This window comes from Phytohabitans rumicis (assembly GCF_011764445.1).
GTDB lineage: Bacteria > Actinomycetota > Actinomycetes > Mycobacteriales > Micromonosporaceae > Phytohabitans > Phytohabitans rumicis.
Map to the genome: position 1 here is coordinate 1,339,899 of NZ_BLPG01000001.1, position 21,291 is coordinate 1,361,189.

General features: G+C 68.3%; 12 protein-coding genes, 2 pseudogenes and 1 CRISPR repeat array (1 of these 15 cut by a window edge). Of the genes and pseudogenes, 7 read left to right on the plus strand and 7 right to left on the minus strand.

The window, feature by feature from the left end; all coding sequences use genetic code 11:
* Position 1 precedes the first annotated feature (1 nt).
* Positions 2–1,681, minus strand: a complete 1,680-nt coding sequence (locus Prum_RS05505; protein ID WP_173074515.1) for an ABC transporter substrate-binding protein — start codon at positions 1,679–1,681, stop codon at positions 2–4.
* Between the two features lie 230 nt (positions 1,682–1,911).
* On the opposite strand from Prum_RS05505, the gene Prum_RS05510 reads away from it, so the two are divergent.
* Complete coding sequence (locus tag Prum_RS05510; RefSeq protein ID WP_173074517.1) at positions 1,912–4,350, plus strand: glycoside hydrolase family 2 protein; 2,439 nt, start codon at positions 1,912–1,914, stop codon at positions 4,348–4,350.
* Positions 4,351–4,549: 199 nt separating this feature from the next.
* Here the strand turns inward: Prum_RS05510 and Prum_RS05515 are convergent, their stop codons facing one another.
* From Prum_RS05515 to Prum_RS05530, 4 genes and pseudogenes are all read right to left on the minus strand, one after another.
* On the minus strand, positions 4,550–5,437 hold the full coding sequence (locus Prum_RS05515; protein ID WP_173074519.1) for an aldo/keto reductase: 888 nt from the start codon (positions 5,435–5,437) through the stop codon (positions 4,550–4,552).
* 109 nt (positions 5,438–5,546) lie between these two features.
* Positions 5,547–5,873 (minus strand): annotated as a pseudogene (locus Prum_RS54925) (DUF2255 family protein); the annotation flags it as partial.
* Positions 5,874–6,024: 151 nt separating this feature from the next.
* Positions 6,025–6,726, minus strand: coding sequence for a flavodoxin (locus Prum_RS05525; protein WP_173074520.1), 702 nt, complete (start codon positions 6,724–6,726; stop codon positions 6,025–6,027).
* A gap of 197 nt (positions 6,727–6,923) precedes the next feature.
* Positions 6,924–7,811, minus strand: a complete 888-nt coding sequence (locus Prum_RS05530) for a helix-turn-helix transcriptional regulator (RefSeq protein WP_173074522.1) — start codon at positions 7,809–7,811, stop codon at positions 6,924–6,926.
* A 191-nt stretch (positions 7,812–8,002) separates the two neighbouring features.
* Between Prum_RS05530 and Prum_RS53570 the strand changes: the two genes are divergently transcribed.
* The 5 genes and pseudogenes from Prum_RS53570 to Prum_RS05550 all read left to right on the plus strand — a co-directional run bounded on the left by Prum_RS53570 (position 8,003) and on the right by Prum_RS05550 (position 12,718).
* On the plus strand, positions 8,003–8,641 hold the full coding sequence (locus tag Prum_RS53570) for a cation:proton antiporter domain-containing protein (RefSeq protein ID WP_281368843.1): 639 nt from the start codon (positions 8,003–8,005) through the stop codon (positions 8,639–8,641).
* Positions 8,593–9,588, plus strand: coding sequence for a cation:proton antiporter domain-containing protein (locus Prum_RS53575; protein WP_281368844.1), 996 nt, complete (start codon positions 8,593–8,595; stop codon positions 9,586–9,588). The genes Prum_RS53570 and Prum_RS53575 overlap by 49 nt, the downstream gene beginning before the upstream one ends.
* Positions 9,589–9,818: 230 nt before the next feature.
* On the plus strand, positions 9,819–11,294 hold the full coding sequence (locus Prum_RS05540; RefSeq protein WP_281368845.1) for an MFS transporter: 1,476 nt from the start codon (positions 9,819–9,821) through the stop codon (positions 11,292–11,294).
* Positions 11,295–11,472: 178 nt separating this feature from the next.
* Positions 11,473–11,657: pseudogene (locus tag Prum_RS50980) on the plus strand (DUF2255 family protein).
* A 17-nt stretch (positions 11,658–11,674) separates the two neighbouring features.
* Positions 11,675–12,718, plus strand: a complete 1,044-nt coding sequence (locus Prum_RS05550; protein WP_173074526.1) for an NAD(P)-dependent alcohol dehydrogenase — start codon at positions 11,675–11,677, stop codon at positions 12,716–12,718.
* 174 nt (positions 12,719–12,892) lie between these two features.
* On the opposite strand, the gene Prum_RS05555 is transcribed toward Prum_RS05550, so the two are convergent.
* Entirely contained in the window at positions 12,893–13,270 is a 378-nt protein-coding gene (locus Prum_RS05555; RefSeq protein WP_173074527.1) for a nuclear transport factor 2 family protein, read from the minus strand.
* A 125-nt stretch (positions 13,271–13,395) separates the two neighbouring features.
* Entirely contained in the window at positions 13,396–14,259 is an 864-nt protein-coding gene (locus Prum_RS05560) for a helix-turn-helix transcriptional regulator (RefSeq protein WP_173074529.1), read from the minus strand.
* Positions 14,260–14,519: 260 nt separating this feature from the next.
* Between Prum_RS05560 and Prum_RS05565 the strand changes: the two genes are divergently transcribed.
* Positions 14,520–15,683, plus strand: coding sequence for an aldo/keto reductase (locus tag Prum_RS05565; RefSeq protein WP_173074531.1), 1,164 nt, complete (start codon positions 14,520–14,522; stop codon positions 15,681–15,683).
* A gap of 1,082 nt (positions 15,684–16,765) precedes the next feature.
* Positions 16,766–21,291: direct repeats of the CRISPR family, unit length 36 nt; unit sequence GCCTCAATGAAGGGCAGCTCCGGTGGGAGCTGCGGC (it continues 3,709 nt past the right edge of the window).

Genomic DNA, 21,291 nt, shown 5'->3' on the forward strand with positions numbered 1-21,291 from the left:
CTCACTTTCCGGCGGGCTTGAGCCGCAGGTAGACCTCCGCCTGGTCGGGATGTGCCCAGACCGCCGGGAAGGCGTAGAGGTCGTCTTCGGTCGGCCAGCCGGTGAACTTCGCCGAGTGGTACACGCTGATCGTGCCTTGGGTGACGACCGGGATGTACGGCATGGCCTGCTCGATGCGGGATTGGATCGTCTCCAGGTGCGGCTGCCGCGCGGCCGTATCGTTGGGGTTGACGTGCTTGAGGGCGTCCAGCGCCCGATCGACCTGCGGGTCGGAGAAGCGGCTGATGTTCGCGCCCGGCTTGGCCCCGACCTTCGCGGTCTGTGCGGTGCTGAAGAAGTAGCTGTAGAGGTAGTAGGGGTCGGGTGCGGGGCCCTGGTAGAGCGAGTCGATGATCAGCTGGTACTCGCCGCGGTCCTTGGCGTCGACGAATTCGTTCCACGACAGCTGCTGTGGAGCCAGCTTGATGCCCACCTGCTTCAGCTGCTGGGTCATCGTGTTGACCGCGGTGATGTAGTCGGTCCATCCGGCGACCGTCTTCACCGTCAGCGACAACGGCTTGCCGCCCTTGGTGTAGATGCCGTCGGAGCCCTTGACGTAGCCGGCGCCGTCCAGGAGCTGCTGAGCCTTGGCCAGGTCCGGCTGCATCGGCGCGACGCGGTTCTGCAGCCTGCCGGAGATGAGCTGCTGGTCCCGTTCCGGCAGCATGAAGCTCGGCGAAACCTCGCTGGCGGTGTTCTCGAAGGCGAGCGCGTTCAGCTGGGTCCGGTCGAGGGCGTAGTAGATCGCCTGGCGGACTGCCGGATCGGTCTGCGGCCCGGAGCAGCCCAGCGCGGCGTTGCTGCACGTGTCCAGCACGATCTGGTTGACCGGTGTGACGACCGACCGGTAGCCGGGGTAGTTCTTCTCGACGTCCTTCACGTCCGGCACCGGGCCCGTCTGCCAGTCGATCTGGCCGGACTTGAGCGCGGTGGCTCCGGCCTGGTTGCCCGACAGCGCCAGGTACCGGATCTTCTTGACGGCGGGCTCGCCGCCCCAGTAGCTCGGGTTGGCCTTGAGTGTGTACGCCTGCGGCTTGAACTCCTCGAGCAGGTAAGGGCCGGTGCCCACCGGATCCTTCAGGACGGCGACCGCCGGATCGGCGAGGTCCGCCCACTTGTGCTTGGGCACGATGTACGTCTTGCCCAGCACAGTCGGGCCGTCCACGAAGGACGGTTGGTCGAACGCGATGCTCACGTGCGTGTCGTCGGTGGCCGTGGCGCGGCCACTGTAGTTGCCGCTGTTCATCCCCTTGTTTTTTGTGATCATGTCAAGGGTGAACACGACGTCCTCGGCGGTGAACTTCTCGCCGTCGGACCAGCTCACGCCGTCCCGCAGCGTGATCGAGAGCTGCGTGCCGTCGGCGTTCCAGGAGAATTGCTGGCCCAGGCGCGGCGCCGGCTCGTCGTCGCGGACGATGTTGTAGAAGAACAGCGTCTGGAAGATGGTGCCCGTGCCGCCGATGTTCGTCGGCGCGAACGGGTTGAAGTTGATCTGGTAGTCGGTCGACTGGCCGGTGTACGCGACCAGGGTGGGGCTCTGGTCGGACGACGTGCCGGATGACCCGCACCCGGCGGCGACCACCGCCACGACGGCAAGCCCGGCTACGACGCGGGCATTTGTGCGTTCTGCCTTAAACGCCATCGCGAATCCTCCCTCGATACTGCTCAACTCGGGTGTGCTGCGACATGGGACCGCGTCGATCCCGCACATTATTAAGTTGACATACAAAGTCCGTCAACACTCCTGCCCACACCGGGAAGATGTGCCCGCTCGGACGCCGCCGCACGGGAGAGCCGCAGCTTGGCAGGTTGCTTGACTTACTTAGGCGACATGCGTAAAGATCTGGCCCAACTTATAATCGGGGAGGGTCGATGTTTCGGACGACCTTGCATGGTTGGTACCTGCGAGCCGCCGGTGGCCAGGTGCCGGACTTCCTGGTGGACCGCCGGCTGCCCGCCCAGGTGCCGGGCAGCACCCACCTCGACCTGATGGCCGCGGGCGTCATCGCGGATCCCTACCTGGACCGCAACGAGGAAGAACTGGCGTGGGCCCACCGTGTCGACTGGCACTACTCGACGGTGTTCCACGCGGCGGCGCCTCGACCCGGCGAGCGCGTCGAGTTGGCCTTCGACGGCATCGACACCGTCGCCACCGTCGTGCTGAACGGCAAGGTGCTCGGCGATACCGCCAACATGCACCGCGGGTACCGGTTCGACGCGGGCGAGTCGCTGCGAGACGGCGTCAACGAGCTGGTGGTGATGCTGAGGTCCGCGCTCACCTACGCGGAACAGATGGAGGCTCGGCTCGGCTGGCGCCAACGTGCCTACCCGCATCCGTACAACGCCATCCGCAAGATGGCCTGCTCGTTCGGTTGGGATTGGGGCCCAGACCTGCAGACCGCGGGCATCTGGAAACCGGTCCGGCTGGAGCGCTGGGACACTGCCCGCCTGGTCCAGGTGCGTCCCCTGGTCACCGTCGACGCCGATGGCACCGGCAGGGTCGAGGTCCACCTGGAGCTGGACCGGGCCCAGGAGCGTGCGTACACCGTGGTGGCCTCGGTGGACGATCACGAGGAGCACGTGTTGGTGTCCGGTGACACCGCGACGGTGACCATCCTCGTGCCGAACGCGCGACTGTGGTGGCCGGTCGGGTATGGCGACCAGCCACTGTACGACCTGACTGTCACGCTGCTGGACGGCGGCGAACCGGTGGATGCCGCGCGGCGCCGCATCGGCTTTCGCACGGTGACCGTGGACACCGGCCCGGACGAGTTCGGCACGGCGTTCACCTTCGTCGTCAACGGCAAGCGCATCTTCGCCAAAGGCGCCAACTGGATTCCGGACGACCACTTCCTCACCCGGATCACCCGCGAGCGGATCGCCCGGCGCGTCGACCAGGCCGTCGGGGCGAACATGAACATGCTGCGGGTCTGGGGCGGCGGCATCTACGAGACCGACGACTTCTACGACATCTGCGACGAGCGCGGCGTGCTGGTGTGGCAGGACTTCCCGTTCGCGTGCGCCTTCTACGCCGAGGAGGAGCCGCTGCGCGGCGAGGTCGAAGCCGAGGCCCGCCAGAACGTCGTCCGGCTCGTGGCCCACCCTTCGCTCGTGCTGTGGAACGGCAACAACGAGAACCTGCCGGCGCACGCGGACTGGGGTTGGCAGGACGGGTTGCGGGGGCGCACCTGGGGGCTCGGCTACTACACCGAGCTGCTGCCCAGGATCGTCGCGGAGCTGGACCCCACCCGTCCGTACGCGCCGGGCAGCCCGTACAGCCCGGGCCAGCTGCCGCCGAACGACGCCGACCACGGCACCCGCCACGAGTGGGACGTCTGGAATGCCGTCGACTACAGCCACTACCGCGACGTCGTGCCGCGGTTCTGCGCCGAGTTCGGCTTCCAGGGGCCGCCCACCTGGGCCACCCTCACCCGGTGGATCCATGACGAACCGATGACGCCAACGTCGCCGGCCTTCCTCGCGCATCAGAAGGCCGAGGACGGCAACGGTAAGCTGCACCGCGGACTCGCCGCCCACCTGCCCGTTCCGGCCGATTTCGAGGATTGGCACTGGGCGACGCAACTCAATCAGGCCCGCGCGGTAGCGGTCGGCATCGAGCACTTCCGCTCGTGGTGGCCGCGGACCGCCGGCGCCCTCATGTGGCAGCTCAACGACTGTTGGCCGGTCACCTCCTGGGCGGCGGTGGACAGCGATGAGCGGCTCAAACCCCTCTACTACGCGGTGAAGCACGCCTTCGCTCCACGGCTGCTGTCGGTGCAGCCCAGGCACGGAATCCCCATGCTCATCGCGGTGAACGACGACGACGAGCCCTGGACACCGGAGGTACTCGTCACGAGGCAGACCTTCGCCGGCGATGTGCTGGCCACCGCCGAAATCCGTCTCACCGTGCACCCCCGGGCCACCGTCCAGGTCTACCTGCCAGACGATCTACTCAAACCCGCCGACGTGGCCGGCGAGGTGTTGGTCGCGGCCACCGCCGGCGCCCGGACGCACCATCTGTTCGCCGAGGACCGCGACCTCGCCTACGACCCGATGCCGCTCACCGCGGACATCGCGGCCGTGGCCGGCGGCTACCGCATCGACGTACGGGCCACGTCTTTCGCGCGCGACATAGCGGTCCTAGCCGACAAGGTCGCGCCCGACGCGGTCGTGGACGACATGCTCGTCTCGCTGCCGGCGGGGCATTCCCACAGGTTCCTGGTCCGCACCGATGCCACGCTGACGCAACCGTCCGCATTGCTCGATCCGCGGGTGCTGCGCTGCGCCAACACGCTGGCATCCCGCACGTGACGCGGCATCCGCGCAGGCGCCGCCTTCCATCTATCTACAGTGGACGAACTGCTCGTACCGCCCAGGGGCCGCGGCCGTCGTGCGCGACGAGGCCGAACTTCGTGGCCAGCACGACCTGGTCGCAGCGGCCCTTCAGCGCCCGGCCGACGGGCGACGCCCGCTGTCCCGCGGCATTGCCGGGACAGCGGAGTAGGACGGATCAGGCTTCGGGGATCGGCCGGCCGAAGGTCTCGAGCGTGATGTCGGCGGGCTCCGGGCCGCCGCGTCGACCGGTATCCAGTCCGTCGATCGCGGCGAGCTGCTCGCTGGTGAGCTCGAAGTCGAACACGTCGAGGTTCTCCGCGATGCGCTCCGGGCGCGTCGATTTCGGGATCGCCGAGCGGCCCTGTTGCAGGTGCCAGCGCAGCATTACCTGCGCGGGGGTCTTGGCGTGCGCCTTGGCGATCTCGCCGATCACCGGGTCCTGCAGGGTGCTGCCGTGGCTGCCGTCGCGGTAGAAGGTGATGCCGCCGATGGGTGACCACGCCTGGGTGAGAATGCCGTGCTCGGCGCCGAATGCCTGTACCTCGCGCTGGGCGAAGTAGGGGTGCACCTCGATCTGGTTCACCGCGGGCACGACCGTCGCCTTGTCGAGCAGGGCGGTGAGGTGGTCGATCATGAAGTTGCTGACCCCGATGGCGCGGACCTTGCCGTCGGTCAACAGCGTCTCCAGGGCGCGGTAGGCCTCCAGGGTTTTGCCGAACTCAGACGGCAGAGCCTGGTGCAGGATGAGCAGGTCGATCTGGTCGACGCCGAGCTTGCGGACGCTCTTGTCGAAGCCGTGCAGAGTCTGCTCGTAGCCGTAGTCGCTAATCCAGATCTTGGTTTCCAGGAAGACGTCGGCACGGTCGACGCCCGACTTGGCCACGGCCTCGCCGACCTGCCGTTCGTTGCCGTAGGCGGCCGCGGTGTCGATGTGCCGGTAGCCGGCCGCGAGGGCGGCCTCGGCGGCGGAGCGGGTCTCGTCCGGCGGGGTCTGGAAGACACCGAACCCGAGGGTGGGCATTTCGACGCCGTTGTTCAACGTCAGGTGTGTGGTGGTGGGCATGGCGGCGTTTCCTCTCAGTTTCGGGGCAGCAGGCGGATGGTGACCGTGCTGGCCTTCTCCCCACCACGGAGCCCACGATGGTGGGCCCGTACCGGTCGTACTTGGCGTGGTAGGCAGCGTCGATGTCGGCGTGGACGTCCGGGGCGGCCTCGGAGAAGATCACGTCGCGCTCCAGGCCGCCGGCCCGGATGCGGCCCGCGCCGCTGCGCCGTGCGTGGACGAACCAGGGATTGGCAGGGCCGCGGGCCGAGCGGACGTAGAGCTCGTCGCCGGCGCGCACGACCCACATCGTCACGTAGGGGCGCAGCGTGCCGTGTTCTCGCAGCGACGCGAGTTCCAGCTCCTCCGCGCGACCGATCTGCATCAGCTCGCCGCTCGTCCAGGACGTCGTCGTCGATTCGTGTGCCACAGCGTCTCCCTCTTCGCTTTCCGCCATGCCCCCGATCGAGCCCGATCATGTCCGCGGCGGCCGGCCCACACCAGCAAAACATCGCTGTCCCGATTTCAGAGAGTTTCTGTTGAAAGGGGTAACAGCAGGACCCCCTCGCCGCAACAACACGGTGCTGCACCCGCTGCCTCCTCACGGCTCAGCGGGCGAGCAGCCCGATCCGGCGCAGCCACGCCTCGACGGTCGGCTGGGCGTCGGCGACCTCCTCGCCGCGCACGGCGAGACCCTCCCCGAGCGTCGCGCCAGAACATGACGCGGCATAGTCACGCTCGGTGGTTCCCAGACCGCTCATCGCGTACGTGGTGAGCGGGTGGACCGTCTTGCCCGCGAAGTCCAAGCCCTCGACGAACGTAGTCATGATCATGGGTGCTCGGACGTTCCAGATCGGGCTGCCCAGCACCACCGTGTCGTAGCGTTCGACCGATGTCAGCGGGTTCGTGATGGCCGGCCGGGCGTTCGCTTCCTGCTCGCGCACATTGCGCTCGACCGTCGGGTCGTAGTCGTCCGGGTACGGGTCGGCGGCCTCGATGCGGTGCACGTCGCAGCCGATGAGCCGGCTAATCATTCCCGCTACCACCTCGGTGTTACCGACGCTTAGTCGCTTGCGACCTCCGTTGAAGTAGTTCTCCCCGGCACGGGAGAAGTAGGCCAGCAGCACGGTGCCTCCCGCGGAGGAAGAGGGAACCGGGGCGGTGCGGGACTCGCTGTCAGCCGGCGGCGAAGCCGTAGGGGAAACCGCCGGGGAATCGGTGCAGGCGCCCAGTACTGTGCCCGCCGCCGTCCCGGCGGCACCGAGCAGCGCGCTGCGCAGGAACGCGCGGCGCGGATGGTGCTTGCTCATCACATCCATCAGTTCTCCAGATCTGCCGTCACCTGCACATGCGCGACGCATCGTCAAGGTCACGCGGGTTTGTCCCGCGTCGGTAACCAGCCGATGAGCAGACGCAGCCGGGTCAGCGGGGCGACGTTTCCACGCCCGTCCGGGCGAGAATCGGAGCCGGCAGCTGCATTGGTCTCTCCCGTGTTTGCGATGCGTTGCTATGCCTGGTCGGCGCTCTCGGTCGCCTGGGCCTGGTCGAGGGTTGCCGCCCAGCTCGCGAGGAGGTTCAGCGCATCCTGGGATGGGGAGCCCGGTTCGGCGGTGTATGTGATGAGCGTCAACCCTGGGTCGGCGGTCAGTTCCATGGCCTCGTAGGTCAGGTGCAGGTCGCCGACCGTCGGGTGGTGGAGGTGTTTGAGGCCGGTGCGGTGGTGGCGCACGTTGTGCGCCGCCCACAGCTGCCGGAAGGTGTCACTGCGGGTGGACAGCTCGCCGATGAGGTCGGACAACGCGCGGTCGTACGGGTGCTGCCCGGCTTCGGAACGCAGTGCCGCGACCGTATCGTGCGCCAGACGTTCCCAGTCGAGGTAGAACTCGGCCGAATCCGGGTGCAGAAACAGGAACCGGGCCGGGTTGGCCGGTCGGACCGGGTCGGCGAATATCGGCGCGAACAGCGCCGCGGCGAGCCGGTTGGTGGCCAGGATGTCCAGGCGCCCGTTGCGCACGTACGCCGGTGCGCCGGTCATCGCGTCCAGGATGCGTTGGACGCTAGGACGCACCTGCCGCTGCTTGGTCGGCCGGCGCCGTGTCCGTGCGGTGCTGGTGTTCGCCGCGTGGACCAGGTCGAACAGGTGCGTGCGTTCGGCCTCGTCAAGACGCAGCGCGCGGGCCAGTGCCTCAAGCACGCTGTCGGACACGCCGCGGACGTTGCCGCGCTCCAGCCGGGTGTAGTAGTCGACGCTGACCCCGGCCAGCATGGCGACCTCCTCCCGGCGCAGCCCGGCCACCCGCCGGTTGCCGCCGTAGACGGGCAGCCCCACCTGGTCCGGAGTGATCTTGGCCCGGCGGGAAGTCAGGAAGTCACGGATCTCGTCGCGGGTGTCCACGGTTTCGACGGTAGGGGCGCGCAACCGCCGGTGGGAGGTCCTGTCAGTACCCGGAACACCAGAAACTCCCTCGCGGGTTCCGGGATGGGGTCTCATAGGTAGCCACCCGCATGTGGACACCCACACTGGTCGGTATGGTCGATTTGCCAGAAATAACAGTGAAAGCATCGCTTTGAGTAGAGAGGTGAAGGTTGCTCGGTCTCGAGCTCGTCGTGGTCCTCGGTGTGACCATGCTGCTGAGCCACCTCGTGGCACGCCGCCTGCGGATCGCCCCACCGGTGGTGCTGCTGGTGTGCGGCGTGCTGCTGGGCTTCGCGCCAGCGCTGCGCGGCGTACACCTGCCGCCGGAGGCGATGCTGCTGCTGTTCCTACCAGCGCTGCTGTACTGGGAGAGCCTAACCACGTCGCTGCGAGAGATCCGCAGCTACCTGCGTGGCATCGTGCTGATGAGCACGGTGCTGGTGATCGCGACGGCCGCGGCGGTGGCGGTCGTGGCGCACGCGCTGGGACTGCCCTGGGGACCGGCGTGGGTGCTCGGTGCCGCCGTAGCACCGACCGACGCGACCGCCGTAGGGGTGCTCGCCCGGGCACTGCCGCGCCGCACCGTCACCCTGCTGCGCGCCGAGAGCCTGGTCAACGACGGCACCGCCCTGGTCATCTACGGCCTGGCGGTCGGCGTCACGATCGGCGAAGAACGATTCAGCGTGCCGCACGTCTCCTGGCTGTTCCTGCTCTCATACGGCGGCGGCGTGGCAACCGGGCTGGCAACCGCCTGGGCGGAGTGTGGGCACGCCGCCGGGTCGACGACCCGCTACTGGGCAACCTGGTGAGCCTCGTGACCCCGTTCACCGCTTTCCTGCTGGCCGAGGTGGTCCACGCCTCGGGCGTCCTCGCGGTGGTGGTGTGCGGGCTGATGATCAGCCAAGCCGTGCCGCGCGTGGTGCGGGCCGACACCCGCCAGTACGGTCAGGCGTTCTGGTCGCTGTCCACCTTCGTGCTCAACGGCGCGCTGTTCGTCCTGGTGGGGTTGGAGGCGCAGGCAGCGGTCCGCGGCCTGAGCGCCGCCGACCTCACCCGTGGCCTGGCCGGGGTGGGTGTCGCCTCGGCGGTCGTGATCGGTGTGCGCTTCGCGTTCGTATTCACCGCGCCGTACCTGATCCGGCTACTGGACCGGCGACCCCAGCAACGCCTCCTGCGGACAGGTGCCCGGACCCGGGTGGTCAGCGCCGTGGCCGGCTTCCGCGGTGCGGTGTCACTGGCCGCGGCGCTCGCGGTGCCGCTGGCGCTCGACTCGGGTGAGCCGTTCCCAGGCCGCGACATGATCATCTTCGTGACCTGCGGGGTCATCGCGGTGACCCTGGTGGGGCAGGGACTACTGCTACCGGTCATGGTCCGCTGGGCCCGGCTGCCCCACGACACGGCGGTTGAGCAGGAGCGCCACCTCGCCGAGTGTCTCGCCACGGAGGAGGCGCTGGCCGCGATACCGCGGCTCGCCGCCGAACACGGCGCCGAGCCGCAGGTGGTCGACCGGCTGTACCGGGAGTACGAGGAACATCTGCGGGTCCTGCGCGCCAACGATGCCGGCATCGACGACGAGCCGGTCCTGCGGCACGAACAGCAATACGCCGCGCTGCGCCTGGCCGTGCTGGCTCACAAACGAACCACCGTAGTCCGGCTGCGCGACGAGCGCCGCATCGACGACACCGTGCTGCGCCAGGTACAGAACCAACTGGACCACGAAGAGGTCCGCCTGTCCCGACGCGAGGTGATCGACTAACCCTATCGGCGCGGGCCAACCCAGGGCAGGTAACGGGTTCTGCCAGTACCTGGAACGACAGGATCTCCCGCACCGACGCCCGCTCGACTTCTGCGCCGGCGACGATGACCCGCGCCGTAATCCCGCGACCGGACAACCGGTGTGCCCCGACCAAAGCCGACGAGTAAGCAGACCGTAACGACGCTATGACAAGGGTTCCGTCCGTAACGCTTCCGAAGAAGGGATCCCCGGTGCCTGGTCGCGACGATCATCCCGTTGGTGTCCGCTCGCATCCGACGGCTGTTCTGGCGATCATCTTGGTCAGCTACCTGATGATCGTCTTGGACATCTCAGTGGTGATCACGGCGCTGCCGCGGATCCGCGAAGACCTCGGCTTCTCCACCGCCGGCCTGTCCTGGGTGCAGAGCGCCTACACGCTCGTGTTCGGTGGTCTGCTGCTGCTCGGCGCCCGCGCCGGCGACATCATCGGCAGGCGCCGCGTGTTCATCCTCGGTCTGGTGCTGTTCACCCTCGCCTCGCTCGTGGTCGGCGCCGCGCCGTCGGCGGTATGGCTGCTCGCCGGCCGCGTGCTGCAAGGGGTCGGCGCGGCAGCACTGGCGCCGTCGACGCTGGCCCTGTTGACCGCGAGCTTCCCGGACGGCCCCGAGCGCACCCGTGCGGTGGCTGCCTACGGCGCCGTCGCCGGCGTCGGAGCCAGCGTCGGCCTCGTACTCGGCGGCGTCCTGACCGGCTTCCTGTCCTGGCGGTACGGGTTCTTCATCAACCTACCCATCGGCGCCGCCATGCTGGTCGCCGCCCGACGCTACCTGACCGAGACCGAACACAACCCGGGCCGCTTGGACGTCTTCGGCGCCCTGACCTCCACGCTGGGCATGACCGCGCTGGTGTACGGCTTCGTCCGCTCCGCCGAGGCCGGCTGGAGCGACGGCCTAACCGTCGCGGCGGTCATCTCCGGCGCGGTATTGGCCGTGGTGTTCGTCCTTAACGAGTGGCGGGCCCGGCAGCCGATCATGCCGCTGCGGCTGTTCGCCAGCAGGGAACGCTCCGGCGCCTACCTTGCACGGCTGCTGTTCCTCGGCGCGATGGTCGGCTACTTCTTCTTCACCACGCAGTTCCTCCAACAGGTCCTCGGCTACACCCCGCTCCAGGCGGGACTCGCGTTCCTACCCATGACACTGGTCAACTTCGTGGTAGCGCTCGCCGTGCCCCGCCTGACCCGGCGGTTCGGCAACACCACGCTCCTCGCGGCCGGCATCGCCGTCACCGTGCTCGGGATGGCGTGGCTCAGCCGCCTCGACGCCGGCAGCCCGTACCTGACCGCGGTCGCGCTACCCATGGTGCTCATCGGCGTCGGGCAGGGCATGGCGTTCGGGCCGCTGACCGCCGCCGGCATCGCCGGCGTCGCCCCGAACGACGCCGGTGCCGCCTCCGGGCTGGTCAACGTCGCGCACCAGCTCGGCGGCTCGCTCGGCCTCGGCATCCTGGTCGCGGTCGCGTCCACCGCCGGCACCGACCCGGGCGGCGCCGACGCCACCCTCGCCCGGCACGTCGCCACCGCGCTCACCGTAGGCAGCGTCCTACTCGCGCTGGCGCTGGCAGCCGTACTCACACTGATCGCCCGCCGGACACCTGCCCTTGAGCCGTCGCTGCCCCAGCAGCCGCAGCTGACACTCACGACCGCATCCACTCCCGACGCACAAACATGACCGGTGTGAGAGGTACTGCCAGTACCTGGAACAGCAGGATCTCCCACGCCAGTCCTGTTGCGTGTTGCATGGGTGTCGGAGGGATTTTCGGTCCGCGCATGAGGAAGGAGGCGTCCGATGAGTACCTGGACAGCTCGCCTCCCGACGAGACGATGGCAGTCTGCGCCGCCCGGTGACCATGTGGGTGGTACGCGCCGGCGACGAACTGTACGTGCGTCCATGTACGGCCGCGCCGGCGTCTGGTTCCGCGGCACGCAAACCCGCCACGAGGGCCACATCCGAGCCGGCGGCGTCGACAAGGACGTCGACTTCGTCGTCAACCCCGACTCCCGCGCCGCAACGATCAAACTCGTACCCCGCTGACTCTCGCAAAGGAAAACATGTTCACCGTCAACGCCTTCGCCGCCACCTCGGCGAGCGAGCCGCTGCACCCAATCACCATCGAACGGCGTGACGTAGGCCCGCACGACGTGCTCATCGAGATCAAGTTCTGTGGCATCTGCCACTCCGACATCCACACCGCCGGCGACGAATGGGGCATGACGACGTATCCCGTCGTCCCGGGTCACGAGATCGTCGGGATCGTCACCTCAATTGGTTCCGAGGTCACCAAGCACTCCGTCGGCGATCAGGTCGGGGTGGGCTGCATGGTCGACTCCTGCGGCGATTGCGTCAACTGTCGCAAGGGTGAGGAGCAGTTCTGCCTGAACGGCAGCACCCTCACCTTCGGCTCGATCGACAATGACGGCCTCCCCACGCAGGGCGGCTACTCCACCCACATCGTGGTCACCGAGGACTTCGTTCTCAAGATCCCCGACGGTCTCGCGCTCGACGCCGCCGCCCCGCTGCTGTGCGCCGGCATCACCACATACTCGCCACTGCGCCGCTGGGGTGCCAGGCCCGGCACGAAGGTCGCGGTCATCGGCCTCGGCGGGCTCGGGCACCTGGCCGTCAAGTTCGCCCGCGCGATGGGTGCCGAGGTAACCGTGCTGTCGCAGTCGCTCAAGAAGCAAGACGACGGCCTGCGGCTGGGAGCCCATCACTACCACGCCACCAGTGACCCGCAAACGTTCGAGGAACTCGCCGGCACCTTCGACCTGATCGTGAACACGGTCAGCGCGAAGGTTGACCTGGACGCGTACCTGGGCCTACTGGCCCTGGACGGCGCCCTGGTCAACGTCGGCGCCCCCGCCGAGCCGCTGTCGCTGAACGTGTTCTCCCTGATCATGGTCCGCCGCTCCTATGCCGGTTCGCTGATCGGCGGCATCCGCGAGACCCAGGAAATGCTCGACTTCTGCGCCGAACACGGCATCAGTGCCGACATCGAAGCCATCCCTGCCGAAAAGATCAACGAGGCGTACGAACGGGTGCTGGCCTCCGACGTGCGGTACCGGTTCGTCATCGACACCACGACGCTGAACTGACGCACGCTCACCATCTCCGGGCGAGCCGGGGGCGCGTTGCCGCGCCCCCGGCTCGCATGCGCGCACCCGGGATGAAGAGGTTGACGAGAAGTCCTATCCACGCGAAGCGACCCACAGGTCCACCCGCAGTAGGAGCCACTGCTGTGAGAGGTACTGACAGGAACCCCAACGACATCAGAAGGTCGTCGCGACCGTTTGTAACGCGATCCACTCGCCGGTACGACGCTCGTAGGTGGTGGTCAGCTGCAAGTTCCAGGTGGCGCGGCTGCCCCAGATGGTGGCGTCGACGACATTCCTGCCGACCACGACGGCTGTCTCGTCGGTGACCTCGACTGAGGTGCTCCGTTCCCGCCACGAGTGGTACCGCATCTCGCCCGAGTCGATCTGCTGCAACCATTCCGTCTTCGACTGCTGGTATCCGGTCAGATGGGTGAGCGTGTAACCGCCATCCAGCAGGTCGTCGAGCAGATCGGTGTCTCGCTCGAGCATGCCGCGGTACATTGCGCGGTGCGCCTCGACGAGCGGGGCATTGGCGTCGCTGCTAGGGCTCATATCGACTCCTACTATCGCGCATCCCTGCGGTGCCGACCGCCGTCAGCTTCGGGGCAGACCTTTCGGGCAACGGGTGATGGCGGGCACCTCGGGTGGGCGTGTGCCGGAGCGGGATGTGCTGAAGATCAGGGCGAGACGTGTTGTGCCTCGGTGGCGGCCCAGCTCGCGAGCAGGTCGAGCGCTTGCTGGGAGGGTGAGCCGGGTTCGGCGGTGAAGATCAGCAGGGCCAGTCCTGGGTCGGACGGCAGTTCGAGGGCTTCGTAGGCCAGGTCCAGATCGCCGGCGATCGGGTGGTGCAGGCGTTTGATGCCGGTGCGGTGCAGGCGGACGTCGTGGGTGGCCCAGCGGGTGCGGAACTCCTCGCTGCGGGTGGCCAGCTCGCCGATCAGGTCGCTGAGCGCCTTGTCGTACGGGTTGTTGCCGGCCGCCGTGCGCAAAGCGGCCACGGTGTCGCGACCGGTGGCGTCCCAGTCGCGGTAGTAGTCCGCGGCCCGTGGGTCGAGGAACCGGAACCGGGCGTGGTTCGCCGGACCGACGGGGCTGTCGAACAGCGGCGAGTTCAGTGCCCGGCCGAGGCGGTTGGTCGCGACGATGTCGCAGTGGCCGTTACTCAACCAGGCGGGGCAGAGCTGACTGTCGAGGATCTGCTGGACGACGGGGCGTATCCGCTGGGCGGCCGGCTTGCGGCGCACAGTGGTGCTGGAGTTGGTGGCTGCCCGGGCCAGGTCGAACAGGTGCGCCCGTTCGGCCTCGTCGAGCTGCAGGGCGCGGGCGAGCGCGTCGAGCACGCTGTCGGAGGCGCCGCGGATGTTGCCGCGCTCCAGCTGGGTGTAGTACTCGACCGAGACTCCCGCGAGCTGGGCGACCTCGCCTCGGCGAAGCCCGGAGACCCGGCGGGTGCCGCCGTGTGCGGCAAGGCCCGCCTGCTCAGGGGTGACCTTGCCACGGCGGGTGACCAGGAAGTCTCGTACCTCGCTGCGGTTGTCCATGTCTCCACGCTACGAGCCCGGCCTCGCCGCAGGGAGACGCTCTCAGCACCCCTCACGGCAGTATCCCCTCGGAGTGGTGCTGGCATCTTCCTGAGTGCTCGGCAGGTGCATGTATCAGGTCGAAGATCGCCAAGCGGATTCCGCCCCGACGTGTGGGGGTTACTGTCGGCACCCCTTTCAGCAGAGTCTCCCTGTTCGTCGGTATCGCGGGTTGCATGGGCCGCAAGTCATGTCCTGTCGCGACAACGAGAAGGTGCTCAATGTCAGACAACAACAGCCGACGCCGGTTCCTGCTGGGTGCGGCCGGCGTCGCGGCAGCTCCCGCGGTGGCCGGCCTGGTCGGTCCAGCGACGGCCGCGCAGGCGTCCAGCCGTCCCGCCGGCAATGGTGCCCCGGCGACAACAGCCACCACACTGACCAGCCGCCGCCGGCTGGGCCGGCTCAAGGTCTCCAGCATCGGGTTGGGCTGCCAGACCATGACCGGCCGTCTGTACGGCCCGGTCAGCAGCCGCGCGGACATGGTCAAAATCATCCGCACCGCGGTCGACCAAGGCGTCACCCTGTTCGACACCGCCGAGGCATACGGGCCGTTCGAGTCCGAACGCATCGTCGGCGAGGCCCTGCGGCGGGTGCGGGACAAGGTGGTGATCGCGTCGAAGTTCGGCTGGAACATCGACCCGGACACCGGGCAGCAGCTTCCGGGCCTCAACAGCCAACCCGCGCACATCAAGCGAGCCGTCGACGGCATGCTCCAGCGCCTGCGCACCGACCACATCGACCTGCTCTACCAGCACCGGGTCGACCCGCAGGTGCCGATCGAGTACGTGGCCGACGCGATCAAGGACCTGATCAGGGCCGGCAAGGTGCGGCACTGGGGGCTGTCCGAGCCAGGCCCGCAGACGGTACGCCGCGCGCACGCGGTGCAACCGCTGGCGGCGATCCAGAACGAGTACAACCTGCTGTGGCGCGGCCCCGAGCAGCAGATCCTGCCGCTGTGCGAAGAGTTGGGAATCGGGTTCGTGTGCTGGGCGCCGCTGGCATACGGGTTCACCACTGGCACCATCAACCCCTACACACGCTTCGCCGAGGGTGACTTCCGGGCGTGGGTGCCGCGGCACGCGCCGGAGAACATGACCGCGAACATGGCGGTCGTGCAGTTGCTGTCCGACTGGGCCGTGCGCAAGGGAGCGACGCCGGGGCAGTTGTCGCTGGCGTGGTTGCAGGCGCAGAAGCCGTGGATTGTGCCCATCCCGAGCGCCACCCGCACCTCGCACCTGCTGGAGAACATCGGCACCGAGGAGTTCGCCTTCACCCCGGCCGAGTTGCGCGAGTTCACCACCGCGCTGAACGCGATCCCGATCCGCGGCGAGCGGCTGCCCGCGCCGGTGCTCGCCCTCTCGGGCGTCGAAGCGCCTCTGCCCTGACGTAGCAGGCGGTCGGCCGGGTAGGCGTCATGGTCTGCCCGGCCCCGTCGTCGGAGCCAGACGACCGTCGCGGCCGCTGTCACCGAACCTGACTGCGCGTCGCTGAGGGCGACGCTGCCAAGAAGGGGTTCCGGCAGATACTGAGGGTGTATCGCCGGACTCGACCGCGCAGCTCGTGCACGGCTCGGTCGAACCACCGACGTGGTGGCCGTGAGCGGGCAACGCTCGGCTCCTACTCGCCGACCGCCGCTACGCTGCCCGAGCAGACACCCCGGCACGATATGGCACTGGCGAACATTGGGCGCACTTGATTCGCATCAAATGCGCGCCGACGTAACCCGACATAAGGGATATACCTTCGGCCGATTTCGGCTCGTTTCGTCGGATTGGTCCGGTGTGGGCCAACGGAACTCGCTCGATCACCGTGAGCGCCCGCTAACACACAACGTCCACAAAGGACACACTGTGGCAGAGTTTTCCCTGCTCACACCGTCGGGACGGCCGGATTTGAACCGACGACCCCTTGTTACCAACCGTCACCATCCTGGACTTATCACTAGTTGTCAATTATGTGCACTGACCTGCCCAAACGAAGTTCTTCAGTGCTCGCCTCTTATCACTGATTGTCGCCCCTACGCAGAGGTTTTCGGGGGGTAAACGGGGGGCGAGGACGGACCTTCTGGTCGCACCGGCGGCGCCTCGGCATCCGCCTTCGGCCGTTCGATGCCATCGACGCCCGATAAGCCAGCAGCAGCCGGACAGCTCTCACGGCTGAGGAACCCGACGTGCGCCGCCCCATGAACGCGCCGATGCGTGGGGGTTCATGTCGGTGGCCAGATCGACACCGCAACCCCACATGACCAGCCGGCCGACGCCCAAATCGTCATCGGACGATAGGCACTCCACCACCCGGCCCTCTCGTTTCATCGTGACCCGGCGTCGTCGAGAACGCGGACGGCGCCGTGTCACGATTCGTACCGCCTTACCTCCCATATCTGGGCCTCGGCGAGATACCTCCCCGCTCCTGTCGCCGCCAGATCGCCGGCTGCCTGCCAAGGCGATGGCCGCCGCGTTCTGCATCCCCCTCGATGAAGGGCAGCTCCGGTGGGAGCTGCGGCCGGTCGCGTACGTCGAAACCTTCGCCGGAGACGTGCCTCAATGAAGGTCAGCTCCGGTGGGAGCTGCGGCCTGTTGGGCATAGCCGCCGGCAGCGAGCTGGCCAGCCAGCCTCAATGAAAGGCAGCTCCGGTGGGAACTGCGGCGCACTCGGTCACCGCGACCGTGACCTACAAGCTGCCTCAATGAAGGGCAGCTCCGGTGGGAGCTGCGGCTGCCGATCTCCCCTTTGTGGATAGTTGGCGACATCTGCCTCAATGAAGGGCAGCTCCGGTGGGAGCTGCGGCCGGCCTTCGCCTCGCCTGCGAGGGCCTTGTTGTACGCCACGCCTCAATGAAGGGCAGCTCCGGTGGGAGCTGCGGCTTGCCTTTCTCGGTGTAGGTGACGACGACCCGCGCAAAGCCTCAATGAAGGGCAGCTCCGGTGGGAGCTGCGGCAGCGGTGGGTGTGGCGGTGCGTGCCGCCGACGCGCCTCAATGAAGGGCAGCTCCGGTGGGAGCTGCGGCGTCGGGGCAGATGGCACGCAGGATCCGGGAAGGCCTGCCTCAATGAAGGGCAGCTCCGGTGGGAGCTGCGGCCAGGTCCTTGACGATGTGGGACATGGCTACGGGACCACGAAGCCTCAATGAAGGGCAGCTCCGGTGGGAGCTGCGGCTTGCTGTCATCCGCACCCGCTGGTCCGGTGCCCCCAGGCTGCCTCAATGAAGGGCAGCTCTGGTGGGAGCTGCGGCCTGGGTCCACGGCCCAGCCAGGAAGGGCAGCTCCGGTGGGAGCTGCGGCCTACTGCAACGTTGACGGATCGATGCCCGGGATGTCGCCTCAATGAAGGGCAGCTCCGGTGGGAGCTGCGGCTTCTGGCTAGAGCTGGGGCGACGCGCCGGCCGCTTGAGGCCTCAATGAAGGGCAGCTCCGGTGGGAGCTGCGGCGACTTTACGGTCTTCCGCCGTGCGCCGGAGCCGCTCGGGCCTCAATGAAGGGCAGCTCCGGTGGGAGCTGCGGCATGCTCGGCAAGCCGATCAACCCGGACGTGGCCGCGCGGACGCCTCAATGAAGGGCAGCTCCGGTGGGAGCTGCGGCGGCGTACTCGCGGTGCTGGCGTGCTGCGGCGGGCTGCCTCAATGAAGGGCAGCTCCGGTGGGAGCTGCGGCCTTGCGACAGTCCTTTATGGAAGCTTGAGCAGCACGCTGCCTCAATGAAGGGCAGCTCCGGTGGGAGCTGCGGCCAGCGCTCTCGGCGGCCAGCCCGGTCTGCATGGTCCAGCCTCAATGAAGGGCAGCTCCGGTGGGAGCTGCGGCATCGAAGCTTCCCTCGTACCCGCAGCTGGCCGACATGCCTCAATGAAGGGCAGCTCCGGTGGGAGCTGCGGCCGGTTGTCGATCGACCAGCGGATCGGATCGGACAAGCCTCAATGAAGGGCAGCTCCGGTAGGAGCTGCGGCCGGCCTTAATGCACCATGGCCCCTGAGCAAAGAACAGCGCCTCAATGAAGGGCAGCTCCGGTGGGAGCTGCGGCACCCCGCACTGGCAGACATGCCTCGACGCCGGCCTGCCTCAATGAAGGGCAGCTCCGGTGGGAGCTGCGGCGTAGAAGCTGAGCCAGCCGGCCTCGTGCTGGCCGCCTCAATGAAGGGCAGCTCCGGTGGGAGCTGCGGCTCGTCTACGAGGGCGGCAGCTACGGCCGCGCCCAGCCTCAATGAAGGGCAGCTCCGGTGGGAGCTGCGGCGGAGGAAGGGGCCCCGCAGGGCCCCCCGGTCCTGCCTCAATGAAGGGCAGCTCCGGTGGGAGCTGCGGCCTGGGGCCCGGGATAGACACCCGGGGACTGGGCGGGTTGGCCTCAATGAAGGGCAGCTCCGGTGGGAGCTGCGGCCCTTCGCCGTGGACGCCGCGCACGACACCGCTCGTGGCGCCTCAATGAAGGGCAGCTCCGGTGGGAGCTGCGGCGCAGATCTGGGGCACCGTCGACAAGTCCGCGTACGAGCCTCAATGAAGGGCAGCTCCGGTGGGAGCTGCGGCCAAGTGCGGATGTGGTCAGGTGACGCGCTTGAACAGGCCTCAATGAAGGGCAGCTCCGGTGGGAGCTGCGGCGACGTGACCGAGGCGGAAACCCTGGCCGCGCCTTCGCCTCAATGAAGGGCAGCTCCGGTGGGAGCTGCGGCGACGTGACCGAGGCGGAAACCCTGGCCGCGCCTTCGCCTCAATGAAGGGCAGCTCCGGTGGGAGCTGCGGCCCGCACCGCGGCCTTCGGCACGCCGGCCTTCCCCAGCGCGCCTCAATGAAGGGCAGCTCCGGTGGGAGCTGCGGCAGGTACGAGGCGGTCGGGACCATCACGAGCTCGTCGGCGCCTCAATGAAGGGCAGCTCCGGTGGGAAGCTGCGGCGGCCAGATGTCCGGCGTGGTGCGGTTCTCACCCGCCTCAATGAAGGGCAGCTCCGGTGGGAGCTGCGGCCCGTTACCTTCGATTTGCCGACGTTGTCCGACGCGTTGCCTCAATGAAGGGCAGCTCCGGTGGGAGCTGCGGCCCCGTACACGCTGACCACCCCCGGCCGGACCGCCCTGCCTCAATGAAGGGCAGCTCCGGTGGGAGCTGCGGCCCAGTGGTTGGTGGCGAAGTGGTGCCTGCCGACCCTGCCTCAATGAAGGGCAGCTCCGGTGGGAGCTGCGGCTCGCGGTGGACCGCGGTCGAGGTGTTCGAGGCGCCTCAATGAAGGGCAGCTCCGGTGGGAGCTGCGGCCGGAAGCCGGGGTGGTGCTGGGTACGCGCGCCCTTCGGGCCTCAATGAAGGGCAGCTCCGGTGGGAGCTGCGGCCGCAGCGCCAGACGTGACCGTTGGCCTCAGCGACGCCTCAATGAAGGGCAGCTCCGGTGGGAGCTGCGGCGGCGGCGCCACGGACACGTTCGTGACCCACTGCACGGTGCCTCAATGAAGGGCAGCTCCGGTGGGAGCTGCGGCTTCCATCCGCCGCCGCCCGAGCAGATCCCGGACGTGCCTCAATGAAGGGCAGCTCCGGTGGGAGCTGCGGCTCGGGGATGGGTGAGCGGTCGGTCGAGCCGGACGAGCCTCAATGAAGGGCAGCTCCGGTGGGAGCTGCGGCTCGGGGATGGGTGAGCGGTCGGTCGAGCCGGACGAGCCTCAATGAAGGGCAGCTCCGGTGGGAGCTGCGGCCACGTTGAGTGTGAGCTTCTCGCGCTTCAACACGTGGCCTCAATGAAGGGCAGCTCCGGTGGGAGCTGCGGCGTCGTAGGTGGTGCCACCATCCGCGCTGCGCACCAAGCCTCAATGAAGGGCAGCTCCGGTGGGAGCTGCGGCTCGATACGACGGCGAGACCTGAGGTGGGTCTTGCTGCGGCGCCTCAATGAAGGGCAGCTCCGGTGGGAGCTGCGGCCACGCGTTGCCGGCGCGAGCGACCGGAGTGCAGGCCTCAATGAAGGGCAGCTCCGGTGGGAGCTGCGGCGGTTGCTGGCTGAGGAACGCGTCGAGGAGGCGATGGACGCCTCAATGAAGGGCAGCTCCGGTGGGAGCTGCGGCAGAAGATCCTCAGCGGCGGAGCGCAGGGCGGCAGCTCGCCTCAATGAAGGGCAGCTCCGGTGGGAGCTGCGGCGTTCGCCGACGCCAACGGCCCGCACGCGAGCTTGCCTCAATGAAGGGCAGCTCCGGTGGGAGCTGCGGCGGTCCAGTCCGGGGTCGCGCCGGGCTCTGCCTCGCCTCAATGAAGGGCAGCTCCGGTGGGAGCTGCGGCGTCCTCAGCACCGCCATGTACTTCACGGTCGGCGGGCCTCAATGAAGGGCAGCTCCGGTGGGAGCTGCGGCCGGAGGCGACCAGGAGGCCAGCCATGCCGGCCACGCGGGCCTCAATGAAGGGCAGCTCCGGTGGGAGCTGCGGCCACACCGTGTTCGAGCGCGCCGGAGCCGTGGTCTGAAAGCCTCAATGAAGGGCAGCTCCGGTGGGAGCTGCGGCGGGCCTCCTTGGCCAGCGCGCTGTTGTACGCCAGGCCTCAATGAAGGGCAGCTCCGGTGGGAGCTGCGGCCCGCCGACATGATGGGGTCAGCCCTGCGGTCCGCGCCTCAATGAAGGGCAGCTCCGGTGGGAGCTGCGGCGATGACGATGTCCCCCGACGGGCTGGAGGGGTCGATCGCGCCTCAATGAAGGGCAGCTCCGGTGGGAGCTGCGGCCCGCATCTCCGAGCCGTCGTCCGGAGAGCCGGCGATACCGCCTCAATGAAGGGCAGCTCCGGTGGGAGCTGCGGCGTCAAGACCACGCAGCCCGACGCGACCGGTGAGGCTGCCTCAATGAAGGGCAGCTCCGGTGGGAGCTGCGGCCCGGCACGCGCACCCCGGCCGGCACGCGGCGACAGCGGCCTCAATGAAGGGCAGCTCCGGTGGGAGCTGCGGCCCGAACGCGGCGCGCTCGACGGCCATGTGCAGCTCCATGCCTCAATGAAGGGCAGCTCCGGTGGGAGCTGCGGCATGGCCAGCGCGGCGAGCACCGCGCAGCC

Excerpts from the sequence above, each read along its gene's own strand:
- Prum_RS05525 (WP_173074520.1), bottom strand. The coding sequence starts at position 6,726 with ATGAGCAAGCACCATCCGCGCCGCGCGTTCCTGCGCAGCGCGCTGCTC.
- Prum_RS05550 (WP_173074526.1), top strand. The coding sequence starts at position 11,675 with ATGTTCACCGTCAACGCCTTCGCCGCCACCTCGGCGAGCGAGCCGCTG.
- Prum_RS05515 (WP_173074519.1), bottom strand. The coding sequence starts at position 5,437 with ATGCCCACCACCACACACCTGACGTTGAACAACGGCGTCGAAATGCCC.
- Prum_RS05560 (WP_173074529.1), bottom strand. The coding sequence starts at position 14,259 with ATGGACAACCGCAGCGAGGTACGAGACTTCCTGGTCACCCGCCGTGGC.
- Prum_RS05505 (WP_173074515.1), bottom strand. The coding sequence starts at position 1,681 with ATGGCGTTTAAGGCAGAACGCACAAATGCCCGCGTCGTAGCCGGGCTT.
- Prum_RS05555 (WP_173074527.1), bottom strand. The coding sequence starts at position 13,270 with ATGAGCCCTAGCAGCGACGCCAATGCCCCGCTCGTCGAGGCGCACCGC.
- Prum_RS05565 (WP_173074531.1), top strand. The coding sequence starts at position 14,520 with ATGTCAGACAACAACAGCCGACGCCGGTTCCTGCTGGGTGCGGCCGGC.
- Prum_RS05510 (WP_173074517.1), top strand. The coding sequence starts at position 1,912 with ATGTTTCGGACGACCTTGCATGGTTGGTACCTGCGAGCCGCCGGTGGC.